Source organism: Streptomyces sp. NPDC004610 (genome assembly GCF_040609715.1).
Classification (GTDB): Bacteria; Actinomycetota; Actinomycetes; order Streptomycetales; family Streptomycetaceae; genus Streptomyces.
The window spans coordinates 198,101-212,486 of the sequence record NZ_JBEXLA010000012.1; the positions used below are offsets into that span (position 1 = coordinate 198,101).

Below are 14,386 nucleotides of genomic sequence, written 5' to 3' on the forward strand. Positions count from 1 at the left end.
GCCTGTACCGGTCGTACGGCCGACTGCCGGACGACGACCGATCCGCACGCCCGCACGCACGGTCCCTGACCCTCGATGCCGGGCCGATCCCCGGTCGGCAGTCCCCGATCCGGGGTCCCCGATCCCGATCCCCGGTGCGCGGGCCCCGTGCACCGGGGAGGCCCCCATTCCTCTCACTCCTCCGCAAAAGCCGAGCCCGTCAACTGGGCAGCTTCTCCATATGGTCGAGAACGCGCCGCGAGATATGAGCGACCGAATCAAGCTCTTCCGGGGTAAGCGCTTCGATGAAATAGCGGCGCACCGCCTCGACATGCCGGGGCGCCGCCTCGGTGATGGCCGCGCGCCCCGCCGGAGTGATGGCCATCAGGGCGCCGCGCCCGCCGTCCGGGCACTCCTCCCGGGCCACCAGCCCCCGCTTCACCATCCGGCTGATCTGGTGGGACATCCGGCTCTTCTCCCATTCGACGGCCCTGACCAGCTCCATGAACCGCAGCTTGCCGTCGGGTACCTCGGTCAGCTCGACAAGCACCGTGTAATCGGCGGCCGACAGGCTGGACTCGGCCTGCACCTGACGGGCAAGACGGCCGATCAGTTTCTCCTGCATGCGGATGAACTCGCGCCAGGCGGCATATTCCTTCTGGTCAAGCCAGTGCGGGGCTTTGTTCATGGCGTCAGCGTACGTCGAGGTTGATGTGTCATTCCTCGGGATTTCTCAGGCCGACACCTCGGCCTACGACGCCGACGCCGACGCCGAGGAGCGGCACTGGACCGAGCTGCTGGAACGCCCCGACCGAACCCTCTGAACCGCCCCCGGCGGACGTCACTTCACTTCACGTCACATGCTCCGCCCGCCGGGTCGGTTCAGACGGCGGGCATCAGCACGGTGTCGATGATGTAGACGTTCGCGTTGGCGGTAGTGACTCCGCCGCAGACGACCTCGGCCGCATCGCCGATGGTGTACGACTCACCCGAGCCGGACGTGGTGAGCTTCGAGGTCTCCAGGGTGTCGAAGGACCCCTTCTCCAGGTCGGCGGGGGTGAGCTTCTGCCCGACGACGTGGTAGGTGAGGATCTTCGTCAACGCCGCCTTGTCATTGAGGACCTTGTCCAGGTCGGCCTTGGGGATCTTCGCGAAGGCGTCGTCGGTCGGCGCGAACACGGTGATGTTCTCGGCGTTGTTGAGGGTGTCGACCAGCCCCGCCTTCTGCACGGCGGTCACCAGCGTGGACAGCGCCGGGTTGTTGGAGGCGGCGGTGGCCACCGGGTCCTGGGCCATGCCGTCGAAGGAGCCCGCGCCGGTCGCGGGGACGGTCGAGCAGGCGGGGCCGAACGGCTGGTCCATGGCGGCGCTGCTCTCGGCGGCGGTACCGGCGTTGTCGTCGGAGGCCGGAGCGGACGCCTCCGCCGCGGAACCGGACTCGGCGGAGTCGCTGCCGCTGTCGGAACAGGCGGTCAGGACGAGGGGGAGTAGGGCCGCGGCGGCGAGGGCGACGGTGGCGCGGCGGAGACGGGTGTGACGAGTGTTCATGATGATTCTCCTGGGATGGGGAAATGGGCACATGTGCCCTGTGATGGAGGAAAGTTGCTGGTCAGGGGGCGGGTTGATGGGTCGGTGAGTCGGTGGGATCACTGGGTCATTCGACGGTGACGACCACGGAGTGCCATCCGCTGGCCCCGTCGGGCACGGTTCTCGTCCGCTGTTCCGTCTGCACGGCTCCGGTGCGGTCGGTAGCGCGGACGGTGAGGGTGTGGCCGCCCGGGGTGGCCTGCCAGGGGAAGGACCACTGACGCCAGGTGTCCCGGCCCGCCTCGGCGGCGAGCAGGGCGCGCTGCCACGGGCCGTCGTCCACCCGGACCTCGACCCGGTCGATGCCCCGGTGCTGCGCCCAGGCGACCCCGGCGACCATGACCGTCCCCGCCCCCGGCCGGGCGAAGGGCCGGGGCGTGTCGATCCGCGACTGCGTCTTGACCGGCGCCCGCCGCGCCCACCCCCGCCGCACCCAGTAGGGGTCGTAGGCATCGAACGTCGTCAGCTCGATGTCCTCGATCCACTTGCAGGCGGAGACGAACCCGTACAGGCCCGGCACCACCATGCGGACGGGGAAACCGTGGTCGAAGGGGAGGGGTTCGCCGTTCATACCGAGGGCGAGCAGGGCGTCCCGGCCGTCCATGACGTCCTCGACCGGACTGCCCAGCGTCATCCCGTCCACGGAACGGGCCACCAGTTGGTCGGCCGACCCGCCCCGGGAGGGCGCCCGCACCCCGCACTCGGCCAGCAGCTCGGCGAGCCGTACGCCGGTCCAGCGCGCGTTGCCGACATAGGGGCCGCCGACCTCGTTGGAGACACAGGTGAGGGTGATGTCCCGCTCGACCAGCTCGCGGCGCAGCAGGTCGTCGTAGGAGAGGGTGACCGGGCGGGTGACGCCCCGGCCGTGGACGCGCAGCCGCCAGGTGGTGGCGTCCACCCTCGGTACGACGAGCGCGGTGTCGACGCGGTAGAAGGAACGGTTGGGGGTGACGAAGGGACTCACCCCGGGGATCCGTAGCCGGGCGCCCCTGGGTACGGGGGCGGCGGGGGAGCCCGGAGCGGGCAAGAGCACGCGGTCCCGGGAGGCGGCGGCGTCCCGGGCGGCCGAGCCCGTCAGGACCCGGCCGAGGCCACCGGCCCCGACGGAGGCCGCCGCCGCCAAGCTCGCCGCGATGACGAAACCACGCCGGTCCCAGCCGTGTTCCTCTCCCCGTCCCTGCTCCCCTTCCTCTCCCGGCTCCCGCTCCTGTTCCTCTCCCGGCTCCTGATCTGGTGCGCCTCCGCCGCTGGATGGTGCGGTCGGTGCCCCTGCGGTGAGTCGGCCGGTCAGGGTGTAGAGCACGGCCGCCCCGGCGACCGCCCCCGCCAGGGACGGCACCGTGTCGAGCGGGCCGCTAGCGTCGGGCCGGGTGACGGCGGCCACCGCACCCACCAGCCCGAACAGCAGCACGCCCGCCACACCCGCACGGCGCAGCCTCAGTGCCGCGATTCCGAGGCCCAGCGCGAGAAGCGCCAGCACCGCGATGATCCCGACTTGGAGCACCAGCTTGTCGTTCGTGCCGAAGTTCCGGATCGCCCAGTCCTTGACCGCGGCGGGCGTGCGGTCGATCGCCGCCCCGCCCACCGCGACCACCGGACCGGCCTGCGGACGCACCGCCGAGGACACCAACGCGGCGACGGCGAGGGACGCGAGACCGGCCAGCAACCCGCTCAGCGCACCGAGCCCGACCGGCGCGGCTGCTGCCCGCCGCCGTCGGTCCCGGATGCCTGTCTCGTCGTTCCTCACACGGGGAATCCGGCCCCGGGCGGCCCCCGGATTGGTCGGCCGCCCGAACGGATGAAATCCCTCCCACCGGCCAATCCGCAGAGCCATCGGCCACGGATGCAACCCGTCGGTTGTTGCCGCCGGAAAGCCCAGGGGTGCGTGCCACCCGCGTGGCACGCACCCCTGGAACCGCCTTCCATCCCGCGGCTAGGCGAACACCAGCACCGCCAGCGGCGCGGACGTGGGCCGTGCCGAACCGCCCTCGGGCTCGACCGTGATGCCCATGCCCGAGGCCCGCCCGACAGCCCCTCCCATCAGGACCGCCCGATCAGCCCGCCCCGCATCGAGCAGCCCCGCGTCCCGCATCACACCCCCGTCGTCGAACCACAGCTGATACGTCTTCCCGGCGGGCGGACGCGGCAGCCCGGCGGCCACGAAGACCGCCCGGTCCCGGGACCGGGACACCACCACACTCCCCGTCGCCCCACCGTCCCCACCGTCCGCGCTGTCCACGCCGTCCCCGAGGCGGCCGGCCACGACCCGCGCGTCCGGCGCGGACAGTACGGCGGCGATCTCCGCCGCCTCCCGGTCCGCGACCTGCACCCGGTTCTCGGCGTCCCGGGCCCGCTCGTACTGCCACCAGGCCGTTCCCCCCAGCGCGGTCGCGACGGCGAGGCAGGCCGCCAGCGCCCACCGCGCCGACGCACGGGCCCGCCCCGCCCCCCGTTCCGGGCGGACCGGCACCACCGCCGGGCGCGGCGGCTCCTGCCGGACGGCGTTGATCCGGCGCAGCACCCGCGCGCGCATCTCCGGCCGGGGCACGGCGGAGACGGCCAGCCCCAACCGCCCGGCCGTGGCACACAACTCCGCGCTCTCCTGCGCGCAGGGCCCGCACCCGGTCAGATGCCGCTCGAACCCGACCCGCTCGTCCCCGTCCAGCGCGTCGAGCGCGTAGGCGCCGGTGAGGAGGTGCGGATCGTCGGTGAACGGATCCGGTCCGCCGACGAGCGGGTCGGGTCCGCCGATGAGCGGGTCCGGTCCACCGTTGGGCGGGTTCGTTCCGCCGTTGGGCGGGTGCGGTCCGTCGGCCCTCACAGCGACACCCCCAGGCAGTCACGCATCCGGATCAGCCCGTCCCGCAGCCGGGTCTTGGCCGTCCCCAACGGCAGTCGCAGCGCCTCGGCGACCTGCCGGTAGGTCAGCCCCCGGTAGTACGCCAGCGTCACGGCCTGCCGCTGCACCTCGGTGAGGGTGCGCAGACAGCGCCGTACCTGCTCCCGCTCCAGGCGCGCCTCGACCTGCTCGCTCACCTCGTCGTACTCCGGCGTCCGGTCCAGCAGCGCCGCCTTGTGGTCCCGTACGGCAGCCGCCTCCACCGAACGCACCCGGTCCACGGCACGCCGGTGCGCCAGGGTCAGGATCCAGTTGAGGGCGGTGCCCCGGTCGGGGCGGTAGCGGGGGGCGGTCCGCCACACCTCCACCAGGACCTCCTGGGCGACCTCCTCGGACTGGGCCCGGTCCCGCAGCACCGCCCGCGCCACCCCCAGCACCCGCCCGGCCACGGTGTCGTACACCCCGGCGAACGCCTCCTCGTCCCCCAGGGCCACCTGCGCCACCAACTCCTCCAGATCGGGCTCGGTCGACGGATTCCTGCCGATGAACACGGCTTCTTCCACACGGTCCTCCGTGGTCCGGACATCTCCACCCGTAATCCGGGCCCGCGGGGACGGCGGATTGGTCTCGATCCCGAGGGTGCGTGCCCCGCGCCGACTAGAACTCGCCGACCCGCCCGGTCGGTTGTCCGAGGAAGTCGCGGGCGGCCATCCAGATGGTGAGGTCGCGGGCGATGTCGTCGATGCCGGTCGCTGTGGTGACCTCGTGCTCGTCGCGGGTGGTGTCACGGCGGACGATCTCGTAGCCGCCTTCGTCCAGGACCGTCACGGAGGCGGACCAGACGGGGTCGTCCTCGTCGGGCTGGACGGTCACGAAGGTGTTGTCGGAGTCGTTGAGGTCGCTGATCATCATGAACAGCGCGTCCTCGGAGGGGTCGTCGATGCGGTCGCCGTCCTCGCTGTCGGCACCGTAGTACTGAGCTGGCATCGCGCTACTGCTCCTTCGTCCTGTCGATCGACCCTGCGACGGTCAGCATGGCATGGGGGACTGACAGCTCAGATCGGCGGCTTCGGGCCTTGACCTCAAGTTTTGTTGAGGTACCAGAGTGGTCCGCATGACCACCGAAACCGCAGACATCAAAGCCATCGAACAGGTCGTGGCCACCGTCGAGCGCACCCAGCGCGCCAAGGATGTGGAGGGGTTCCTCGCCCTGTTCCATCCCGATGCCCTCTGGACGACAGCCCATGGCAAGGTCCTCATCGGCCTTGACGCGATCGCCGAGTTCACCCGCACCGTGCTGCCCACCGCGAGCTGGGACGGTGAGGTCACCTACGAGGCAGTGCACACACAGTTCCTGCGGCCCGACGTGGCCGCCGTCAAGGTCCGCCAGGTCTACCACTCGGCGCAGGGCGACACGGAGGGCGCTCCGCTCTACATCATGACCAGGCAGAACGACGGGAGGTGGCTGCTGCACGCCTGCCAGAACACCGAGGTGCGGGCCGACTGAGGCATGCCCGAGCCCCCCGTCTGGGGCCGTCCAAGCCGTCCGGACCGTCGAGGCCGTTCGAGGGACCGGGCTGCGATGCGACATCTGCGCGGTGCCGGACCGCGCTGCGGTGGGCCCGGTCAGCCGGGCGGGTAACCGGGCGCGGCCGGACCGGTGAGGTACGCGGCGCGGATGCTTGACACGGCCCGGACCGGCGAGGCATGCGGCATGGAGACGAAGAAGTCGATCCGGGTACCGGGCTGCTCGGACCGCCTGCACGGTACCTCGCGTACCCCGAGTACCCCACGCACCCGGCGAATCCCGCGCATATGGCGTGTATCGCGCACCCGGCGACGAGGGCACTCGGCCCCGCCAGGCGTCACCCGGTCCGCCCTAGCGCTGGGGCTCGCCCTGTGCGCGGGAATGATCCCGACGGCAGCCACGGCAGCCACGGCAGCTGAGGGCGGGATCGGGACCGGGATCGGAAGCGGCAGCGCAAGCGCAACGGACGCCGTCTGCGCGACGACCACCGCCCCCGGTCCGTATCACCGGCAGGTCGAGGCCCATCTCGGACTGCCGGTGGACGGGCGGCAGTCCGCGCGGGACTGTACGGCGATCACCGCGTTCCAGCTCGGGCACAGCATCGAACCCGGCCGGGGTTCCGCGGACCTGTTCACCCACCGCGCGGTGGTGTGGGAGCGGGCGCTGGCGGAGGGGGACGCCCTCAAGGGGTGTCCGGACCGGCGCGGGGTGGCGGTGTGCATCGACCAGAACCGGCAGATCCTCTGGGTGGAGGACGCGGGCCGGGTCATCTTCCGGCCGGTCCCGGCGCGGACCGGGATGCCGGGATACGCGACCCGCAACGGACGGTTCGGGATCTTCCGGCGGGAGAAGGAGTTCTGGTCGACGCAGTTCGACGGGCCGATGCCCTTCGCCCAGTTCTTCAGCGGCGGCCAAGCGCTGCACGCCAGTTACCGCCCGATCTTCCAGGACCCACCCGACATCACCCCTCCCCCTCCCCCTCCCCCTTGTCCTTCGGCTTGACCTTGCCGTTTGTGAAGCAGCGGCGGTCGACGCTGCCGCGCTTGCAGTTGTTGCCGGGGGAGTCGGAGATCACCGCGTTGTCCAGCCGCAGATCGCCGAACGGCCGCGTGCTGGTGGTGATCGAGAAGGTGATCGTCGCCGACTGGCCGGGAAGTACGCAACACGAGTGGCCGTCTCGTTCACCCCTCCGGCCCCACGACGGGCGCGGACGCGGCACGGGCCCGGCGTTCCGGGGCCGGGCACCCGGAACGGCACGACTGCCGCCCCCCTCCTCCTCCCCTGCTCCTCCTCCCCTCCCCCCTCCTCCCCTGTCCTCCTCCCCCTCGTTCCTGCCAGCGAGCGCCCCCACCTGAACCGCCCGCTGGCAAGACGTCGGCCCGTCTGTGCCTCTTACAGGCGACCTTGACTCTAAACATGCCGTGACCAGGGCACTCCACCTCCAGCAGCTTCATGACGAAGCCGCGTGGGTGCCGTCGGGCGCGCACACTCCAGGGGGACGCGGGCCGACGGCCACTGAGCGGAAGGCGGACGCCACATGAGCATGATTCAGACCGGCAGGCTGCAACTGAACTCCGGCAGCCCGACAGAGGTGACGGGCGGGGTGACCACGACCTTCACCCAGGTCACCTTCCCGACTCCGTTCCCGGCCGGCGCGGAGGTGATCGTCGTCCCGTTCGTCCAGACCTTCAACGGACCCGACACCCCCGGCCTGCGCATCGCCGATGTCACCAGGACGGGCTTCAAGATCCGCATCAATGAACTCGTCGGCTCCGGCCGGGCGCTCTCCGACGGCCCGCACACGACCGAGACGATCGGCTGGATCGCCGCCACCGTGTAGGCGACCGCGCGCACGCCGAGCCGGTCCTCACTCCGGCTCGGCGTGCGCTTCCGGGCCGGGCCACGGCCCCCGCGCCACCCGGCGGCTCACGAGGGAGCGGCGACCCGCTCCCTCCTCGTACCCCGGGCCGGTGGCGGGGACGGGCCCGGCGCTGGACGCGGACGCCTCGCGCAGCCGGAGCGTGCACAGGACGCCGACGGCTGAGACGGCCATCAACAGGGCAACCGAAAATCACGTTGCAGAGCTGGTAGGAGAGGGAGATCCCGGTGTACCGGACGTGCGGGGCGAAGTCCTGGGCGAGGATCGCCGAGATCGGCCCGTACAGCGCGGAGCGGACATCACCAGCCGCATGGCCAGCATCGCCGCGCAGATGAGCACCGTGTACCCGGCCCCCAGCGCGAGGAACTGCGGCACGGACAGCACGATGACGCCCGCCAGGCCCACGCCGACGACCCGGTGGGCGCCGATGGCAGGGTGCGTTCTCAGACGGGCACGGTGTCGAGCCGGACTCGGTCGGACGTCCAGTCGGGGAACTCTTTCGTGCACGGAGACTGCTGCCGCGTGGTTGTCAGTGGCCGACCGTAGCGTGTCCGCGTGACGACATTCCGATCCGGCTTCACGCTCTGGCAACTGGTCCAGACGGCACGGGAACTGACTGAGGACGCGCGCGTCCGGGAGCGCGTCGACGCGGTGCTGCACATCATGGGCGGCTTCGGTGGGACGTACGGCAAGGGTAGGCCGCTGGTGAACGCCTTGGAGGAGGTGGCCCAAGAGGCCATCCTCCAAGGAGACTTCGCATTGGCCCAGCGCTTTCAGCGCTTCGCCGCCTATGCCGGAGGCGAACTGTTCCTTGACATCCTTGAGAACTACTACGACGACGAAGCCCGAGAGCGCAGCGAGAAACACATGCGCAGGATGGCCGCGTTGGGTGCAGACAGAGCGGTCGCCACCCTTGACGTCCTGTGCCGCGATCAGCCCGGCGCGAGCGCCGCCGACGCCCGTGACCTCTTTCGCGGCATAGCCAAGTCCGTCGACTACCTGAGCCTCGGGGACGGGGAGGGCGGGATCCGGCTCCCCACCAAGGAGGCGAGGCGACTCCAGGAATACGGACATATGGAAATGGTCCTCCGTAACCTGCCCCGGCCCGCCTCCGCCGAGGCCGCGCGGATGATGAGCGACGTCCTGGCCGATGTCGACGTCGCCATGCTGGCCCAGTTGCTCGAACTGCGGTCCAGACAGGTCGGTCTGGCGGCCCTGCGTACCGCGGTGGAGGACCCGGACAGCTCCGAAAGTGCCCTCCACGGCTGTCTGAAGAACCAGGAATGGATCTTCGGCGGGGCCTTCGTGGCGGAGCTGGCACGCCAGCAGTACACCCCGGACACCATCCTCGATATCCCGCTCCTGCCTGGCGATGGTTCCCTCCACGTGGTGGAGCTCAAGCGCGCCAATATCAAGGATCTGGTCATCCGACGCTCCGGCCACCTCATGTTGGGTGCCCCGGCGCACCACGCTGTCTCCCAGGCGCAGAACTACCTTCGGGCCCTGGACGAGAACCGCCCGAGCATCCTCGCCGAGCACGGAGTCGACACCCGCCGGGCATCGGCGACGGTCGTCATCGGACACCCGCGGTACGTGACTGGGGACGTCACCACCCATGAGATCGCGGAGACGCTGAGAACCTACAACACACACCAGGCGCGCATAGAAGTGATCACATACGAGACCCTGCTGGATTCAGCCTCCCGCATGCTGGCTCTGTCATCGGCATGGCAGGACTCAGCCCCCGACCCGGACGAGGAATCCACCGAATAACCGACACACCACCCGCGATCGAACCGCTCCTGGCCCGCTTGTGCGGCGGCGAGATCACCGACAAGGACTACGTCGGATACTTCATGAACGAGTGCGGAGAGGAACTCGTGTTCGCCCAGCATCGGGTCGAGAAGACCGCTCGACTCTGGCACAGCGACGCGAACTGGGAGACATTCCGCGTCGGAGACCACTCGATTCGGCCCGACGGCCCGACGGACGGAATGATCACCGTTGCGGACCTGATCACCAACCGCGAGGAGGCGACACGCCTGTCCTCCTGCCTCGCCGCTTCCCGTCATCTACGGCAGGGACGGACCTGACCACGTACCCGTGCTGAGACCTCAACGGATGGATGGGCCCGGCTCCGGGGAGGCGGCCAGGCCCCGGCACATGAGCCCCGCTCTGCCGTCCGCGACCTGGTGGCCCGCAGCCAGGGTGACCATCGCCCAATGGGCCCCGCCCGCTGGTCTAGACATCAAATAACCCCCGGGCCGATGACCTGGGGGTTCCTCATGGAGCGGGTGACGAGAATCGAACTCGCGCTCTCAGCTTGGGAAGCGAGGGCGCTTGGGTGGCTGCAAGGCTCTGACCGGCGTAGACACCTGGTGCTCGAAGTGGTCGTGTGGGTCGGATCGCACTGCGGTTGACCGTGGTTTCCCGTCCCTGCGGGCACACGGGGGGCACGGAACCTCGGAAGGGGAGAGGCCGGCGCTGCCGGCGGTGCGACCGCGCAAGGGCCGCCTTGCGCGGAGACCAACCGATGAGGTGACGTTGCCGCTGCATACGAGTGGCCCCGGCCGGGTCATCGCGGGGCGCCGTCGGAGAACGAAGCGGCCGCGTTCGGCAGGCGAACACGAGCGAGCCTACGCGGCGAACTCCCGGGCGACGTGAAGCTGACCCCTTCCGGAACCACCCCGACCACAACCCTGTCGCCTGTTGGCGAGTCTTGATCGCACAAGTGTCCTCGCTTTCCCCTCCCGTGGAGGAACCAAGTGGGCAGACGTGCCCTCGTTCGTGGCGGTTTGGCCGCCGTCACCTCGCTGACCCTGGCCATGAGCCTCGGCCCGTTGACAGCCGACGTCCACGCGGTTGCCGCCGCCGCCGCCGAGGTGGTCATCCCGGCGCAGACATCCCTGCTGCCGCGGACCGCGCTGTTCAGCGCCGGGCCCTCGGGTTTTCTGCGCTATGAACCCGGCCGTGGCCATGTGTGGACCACCTACACGGGCGAGGACACGGTGGTGGACGCTTCGGCTGACGAGGTCTGGGGCATGCCGGAGTTCGGCGCCGGTGCGGACGTGGTCGCCCGCTATGACAGCAGTACGCGGACCGTGACGTTGCGGGACATGGGGGCCGGGGGCGCGGTCACCACGATCGCGCTCCCCAAGGGTCACACCTACCGGGGGACGCTCGGGCGGACCGTCGTCTCGACAGCCTGGATGGTTGACCGGCTGACCTGGCACCTGCTCGACATCCAGAACGACGGCACCGTGGGTGACCGCCCGGTGTCGGGCGTTCCGGACGACGTCTCCTGGGTGAGCACCGGCAACTCACCGGTGGCCGACGCCCACGGCACGGTGGTGCAGTTCCGGACGGGCAGCACGACCCGCAGCGGCTGGATCGACGCCGACGAGGGCACGTTCGTCGAGCTGCCGTACAACCCGACCATCACCATGAGCGGGCGGGTGGTCCTCACCCCCACCCACCTGGTGTCGTGGGACGGCGCCGACACCGTCTCCGTCTACTCCCGCGCCGACCTGACCACGGCCGTCCGTACCGTGCCACTGAAGAACGACGACTACTACGCGACCCACATGCTGGGCATGGTCGGCGACCAGCTCCTGGTCTCCCGCTACGACTCCGCGCTGGGCGCCATGGGCGGCGGCCTGCCTGTGTGGCGGGTCGACGCGCTCGCCCTCGACGGCTCGACGACCAAGACCGTGCTGGCCCGCTCGGGTACCCTCGCCGTCCCCACCCCCGACGGCGGACTCCTCGTGCCCGGCGGCGGCGCCGACACCGCCGACTTCGGGGTGAATCTGGTCCACGCGGGCACCGACGGCACCCCCGTCGCCGAGAAGGTCGCCGGCTCCGTGCTGGACCCGGTGGCCGACCCGATTCCCGCACTCACCCTGGACAACGGCCGGTTGACCGTGACGGAACACGACCGCGGGACCGGCCGTACCTCCCTGTACAGCCGGACGATCGGAAGCACCGGAGACACCCTCACGGTCGGCCCGCGCACCTCCCAGGGCCTCGTCACCGCCTCCGCGCCCTATCTCGTGGGCACCGGGGACGGCCGTACGGTCGTCTGGAATGCGTATGACTCGGGAGATGACCTCGTCCCCCGGGTCGTCCAGCCGACGGGCACGCTGCCCGGCACGGCGATCGACCCCCGGCACAGTTATGTGCGGGTGTGGGACGCCAAGGGCCGGCATGTCGCGATGGCCACCGAGTTCACGGAGGCGGCCGGTTCGCAGACGCGGGTGGTCGACCTCGACACCGGCTCCACGGTGCTCACCTCGCCCACGCACGGCAGGGCGCTGTGGGGCACCACCCTGTGGGTGGCGGACGACAGCGACCGCGCCGCGCCGGTCGACGTCCGCACCGGCAAGCGCGGCGACTCGGTTTCGTTCGGCCCGAGGTGCATGCTGGAAAACCTCCAGGCCGTAGGACGCTGGCTGCTGTGGTCGTGCGTCGGCTCGGGCGAGAGCCAGGGCGTCTACGACACCGTCACCCGGACCAGGACCACCCTCACGCAGGGCGCTTGGGAGCCGGCCAAGCTCGGCGACGGCTTCGTCGTCACCAGCGTCGGCGGCGAGCTGAAGGTGACCGATGTCCGCGGTGCGACGCCGGTGACGCGCTCGGTGGCCACCGGCCTGGGCGGGCGGCTCTGGGACGTCGATCCGTACACCGGCCTGATCGCGTATGTCGACGCGAAGGAGAACACCCACGTGGTGCCCAGCGGCGTCCCCGCCTCGGCGCTGTCCCAGCTCGACTCCTCCGTAGCGGGTTCGGTCGACGTCAAGGGCGGCGCTTTGCCCTGGAGCCCCAGGTGGTTGCTGTCGAAGCCGGCTGCGTCCTGGACACTCGCGCTGAAGAACAAGGCCACGGGGGCGACGGTCCGCACATTGTCCGGCGGTACGGCACAGGGGGCGCTCCGGCCGTCGTGGAACGGCAAGGACACGGCCGGCAAGCTCGTCGCCAACGGCGCCTACACCTGGACGCTCACCGCCACCCCGGCCGACGGCCAGGGCACGGTCCTCACCAGGACCGGCACGCTCAAGGTCACCGGCGCGACCCCGGTCCGACGGGACTTCGCCACCGCGGACGGCTTCGGCGAGGTGCTCACTCTCAACAGCTCCGGCGCACTGACGTACCAGTACGGCACCGGCACCGGCACCCTGACCGGCAGGAAGACCGGCTCCGGCTGGCCGACGAGCGCGACATTCGTGCCCTACGGCGACCTCGACGGCGACCGGTGCAACGACGTCCTCGTGCGCTACGCCAGCGGTGCGTTGCGCGCCTACCGGCCCGCGTGCGGGGCGGCGGTGACGCCTTCGAGCGCGTACACCTCGCTGGGCACGGGCTGGAATCAGTACGACGTGCTGACCTCGCCCGGGGACATCAGCGGTGACGGCCGCGCGGACCTGATCGCACGTCAGACCACCACCGGGGACATCTATCTGTACAAGGCGACGAGCACGGGCAAGCTGTCGGCGCGCACGAAGATCGCCTCCAAGTGGACGGGCTACAAGAAGATCGTGGGTGTCGGCGACCTCAACGGCGATGGCCACGGCGACCTCCTGGCGCAGGACAAGTCGAACGAGCTGTGGCGCTACGACGGCACCGCGACGGGCAAGTTCAAGAGCCGGGTGAAGGTCTTCAACGACTGGGGGGCTTCGTACAACGTCATCGTCGGTGTGGGCGATGTCACGGGCGACGGCAGGGCCGACATCATCTCCCGCGACACCTCCGGCGCCGTCTACCGCAACAACGGCAACGGCAAGGGCTCCTTCAGCGGCCGAACCAAACTGACCACCGGCTGGCAGAGCTACAAGGGCGTGTTCTGACTCACACCAGATGTCCCCTTTCCTCAGCGCGGCGAACCTTCCGCCAGGGAAAGGGGGCACCCACCCGCGAAGGGTTGACGACCTGGTCCGAGCCCTCCGTGACGACAGTCAGAGGCCGACTTAGGTGTAGAGGGCATGCCGGGCTGAAGTTGGACTAGACAGCAAAGAACCCCCGGGTCATTGACCTGGGGGTTTGCCATGGAGCGGATGACGAGAATCGAACTCGCGCTCTCAGCTTGGGAAGCGACGGCGCCCACTTCCGCCATCCGCTCTGACCTGCACAGACGTGGCCCTGGACGGTGACCCTCCAGGTCTGGTCGCACCGCTGCTCACCGTCTTCTCCTGCTCTGGTGGGCACGGTCTGGGCACGAGCCCCGTGGACCCGCCGGGCACGGCGCAGGTCGATCGGTGGACTTTCCGGCCCGGGTCTGCCCATCCGTCAGGGCGCGGGCCGCATCGCGCCCGCACACGGCAAGGGGCAGGGGCAGGGGTATGCAGGTGGGCGGCTCAGGCCGTCGTTGACCCCGCTCGTCAGGGCGCGCCCGACGAATACCTTCGACAGGGCGGCCCCTCGTCAGCCGCCGACGCCCGGTGTACGCGGGAACACCGCGTCGCACCCCGGGCACCGGCCTCTTCGGCCGGCGGATCGAGCAGTGCGCGCTCCCACTCGTTCCGCTGAAGCCTTCGGTTGCCCGGCCCCCTTCGTGGAACCAGGTCCCCGGCAGCCATGCGCA

14 protein-coding genes and 1 tRNA gene are annotated in these 14,386 nt (G+C 70.5%); 7 read left to right on the forward strand and 8 right to left on the reverse strand.

Going from position 1 to position 14,386, the window contains the following annotated elements; translation table 11 throughout:
* Window positions 1–199: 199 nt before the first annotated feature.
* Window positions 200–667, reverse strand: a complete 468-nt coding sequence (locus ABZX40_RS16280) for a MarR family winged helix-turn-helix transcriptional regulator (protein ID WP_355742276.1) — start codon at window positions 665–667, stop codon at window positions 200–202.
* Here ABZX40_RS16280 and ABZX40_RS16285 point away from each other — a divergent pair.
* Window positions 666–803 carry a hypothetical protein gene (locus ABZX40_RS16285; RefSeq protein ID WP_355742278.1) on the forward strand — a complete coding sequence of 46 codons (138 nt, stop codon included), beginning with the start codon at window positions 666–668 and terminating at the stop codon, window positions 801–803. The genes ABZX40_RS16280 and ABZX40_RS16285 overlap by 2 nt on opposite strands.
* A gap of 58 nt (window positions 804–861) precedes the next feature.
* Here ABZX40_RS16285 and ABZX40_RS16290 read toward each other — a convergent pair whose 3' ends face one another.
* The 5 genes from ABZX40_RS16290 to ABZX40_RS16310 all read right to left on the reverse strand — a co-directional run bounded on the left by ABZX40_RS16290 (window position 862) and on the right by ABZX40_RS16310 (window position 5,392).
* On the reverse strand, window positions 862–1,527 hold the full coding sequence (locus tag ABZX40_RS16290; protein ID WP_355742280.1) for a fasciclin domain-containing protein: 666 nt from the start codon (window positions 1,525–1,527) through the stop codon (window positions 862–864).
* Between the two features lie 106 nt (window positions 1,528–1,633).
* On the reverse strand, window positions 1,634–3,400 hold the full coding sequence (locus tag ABZX40_RS16295) for a molybdopterin-dependent oxidoreductase (RefSeq protein WP_355742282.1): 1,767 nt from the start codon (window positions 3,398–3,400) through the stop codon (window positions 1,634–1,636).
* A gap of 99 nt (window positions 3,401–3,499) precedes the next feature.
* On the reverse strand, window positions 3,500–4,318 hold the full coding sequence (locus ABZX40_RS16300; RefSeq protein ID WP_355742377.1) for an anti-sigma factor: 819 nt from the start codon (window positions 4,316–4,318) through the stop codon (window positions 3,500–3,502).
* Between the two features lie 65 nt (window positions 4,319–4,383).
* The gene (locus tag ABZX40_RS16305) at window positions 4,384–4,968 is read right to left on the reverse strand and encodes a sigma-70 family RNA polymerase sigma factor (RefSeq protein ID WP_355742284.1); all 585 of its coding nucleotides are present in this window, start codon (window positions 4,966–4,968) and stop codon (window positions 4,384–4,386) included.
* A gap of 94 nt (window positions 4,969–5,062) precedes the next feature.
* Window positions 5,063–5,392 (reverse strand): hypothetical protein, encoded by a 330-nt coding sequence (locus ABZX40_RS16310; RefSeq protein ID WP_355742286.1) that lies wholly within the window; start codon window positions 5,390–5,392, stop codon window positions 5,063–5,065.
* Window positions 5,393–5,519: 127 nt separating this feature from the next.
* Here ABZX40_RS16310 and ABZX40_RS16315 point away from each other — a divergent pair, with 127 nt between their 5' ends.
* The 3 genes from ABZX40_RS16315 to ABZX40_RS16325 all read left to right on the forward strand — a co-directional run bounded on the left by ABZX40_RS16315 (window position 5,520) and on the right by ABZX40_RS16325 (window position 7,773).
* Entirely contained in the window at window positions 5,520–5,912 is a 393-nt protein-coding gene (locus tag ABZX40_RS16315; protein WP_355742289.1) for an SgcJ/EcaC family oxidoreductase, read from the forward strand.
* Between the two features lie 402 nt (window positions 5,913–6,314).
* A complete protein-coding gene (locus tag ABZX40_RS16320) occupies window positions 6,315–6,935 on the forward strand; it encodes a L,D-transpeptidase (protein WP_355742292.1) in 621 nt (206 codons plus the stop codon).
* Window positions 6,936–7,470: 535 nt separating this feature from the next.
* Window positions 7,471–7,773: a hypothetical protein gene (locus ABZX40_RS16325; RefSeq protein ID WP_355742295.1), complete on the forward strand. Its 303-nt coding sequence runs from the start codon at window positions 7,471–7,473 to the stop codon at window positions 7,771–7,773.
* 27 nt (window positions 7,774–7,800) lie between these two features.
* On the opposite strand, the gene ABZX40_RS16330 is transcribed toward ABZX40_RS16325, so the two are convergent.
* Window positions 7,801–7,986, reverse strand: coding sequence for a hypothetical protein (locus ABZX40_RS16330; RefSeq protein WP_355742297.1), 186 nt, complete (start codon window positions 7,984–7,986; stop codon window positions 7,801–7,803).
* A 381-nt stretch (window positions 7,987–8,367) separates the two neighbouring features.
* Between ABZX40_RS16330 and ABZX40_RS16335 the strand changes: the two genes are divergently transcribed.
* From ABZX40_RS16335 to ABZX40_RS16345, 3 genes are all read left to right on the forward strand, one after another.
* A complete protein-coding gene (locus ABZX40_RS16335; RefSeq protein ID WP_355742300.1) occupies window positions 8,368–9,585 on the forward strand; it encodes a Shedu anti-phage system protein SduA domain-containing protein in 1,218 nt (405 codons plus the stop codon).
* A complete protein-coding gene (locus tag ABZX40_RS16340; protein ID WP_355742303.1) occupies window positions 9,540–9,905 on the forward strand; it encodes a hypothetical protein in 366 nt (121 codons plus the stop codon). The genes ABZX40_RS16335 and ABZX40_RS16340 overlap by 46 nt, the downstream gene beginning before the upstream one ends.
* 702 nt (window positions 9,906–10,607) lie before the next feature.
* Window positions 10,608–13,652 (forward strand): FG-GAP-like repeat-containing protein, encoded by a 3,045-nt coding sequence (locus tag ABZX40_RS16345; RefSeq protein WP_355742305.1) that lies wholly within the window; start codon window positions 10,608–10,610, stop codon window positions 13,650–13,652.
* A 199-nt stretch (window positions 13,653–13,851) separates the two neighbouring features.
* Here the strand turns inward: ABZX40_RS16345 and ABZX40_RS16350 are convergent.
* Window positions 13,852–13,922: transfer RNA gene (locus ABZX40_RS16350), tRNA-OTHER, on the reverse strand.
* Between the last annotated feature and the right edge of the window lie 464 nt (window positions 13,923–14,386).

Bases quoted from the DNA above. Each gene is read 5' to 3' on its own strand.
- ABZX40_RS16340 (WP_355742303.1), top strand. From the start codon at position 9,540: ATGGCAGGACTCAGCCCCCGACCCGGACGAGGAATCCACCGAATAACC.
- ABZX40_RS16290 (WP_355742280.1), bottom strand. From the start codon at position 1,527: ATGAACACTCGTCACACCCGTCTCCGCCGCGCCACCGTCGCCCTCGCC.
- ABZX40_RS16280 (WP_355742276.1), bottom strand. From the start codon at position 667: ATGAACAAAGCCCCGCACTGGCTTGACCAGAAGGAATATGCCGCCTGG.
- ABZX40_RS16320 (WP_355742292.1), top strand. From the start codon at position 6,315: ATGATCCCGACGGCAGCCACGGCAGCCACGGCAGCTGAGGGCGGGATC.
- ABZX40_RS16315 (WP_355742289.1), top strand. From the start codon at position 5,520: ATGACCACCGAAACCGCAGACATCAAAGCCATCGAACAGGTCGTGGCC.
- ABZX40_RS16330 (WP_355742297.1), bottom strand. From the start codon at position 7,986: ATGGCCGTCTCAGCCGTCGGCGTCCTGTGCACGCTCCGGCTGCGCGAG.
- ABZX40_RS16325 (WP_355742295.1), top strand. From the start codon at position 7,471: ATGAGCATGATTCAGACCGGCAGGCTGCAACTGAACTCCGGCAGCCCG.
- ABZX40_RS16310 (WP_355742286.1), bottom strand. From the start codon at position 5,392: ATGCCAGCTCAGTACTACGGTGCCGACAGCGAGGACGGCGACCGCATC.
- ABZX40_RS16295 (WP_355742282.1), bottom strand. From the start codon at position 3,400: ATGGCTCTGCGGATTGGCCGGTGGGAGGGATTTCATCCGTTCGGGCGG.
- ABZX40_RS16285 (WP_355742278.1), top strand. From the start codon at position 666: ATGGCGTCAGCGTACGTCGAGGTTGATGTGTCATTCCTCGGGATTTCT.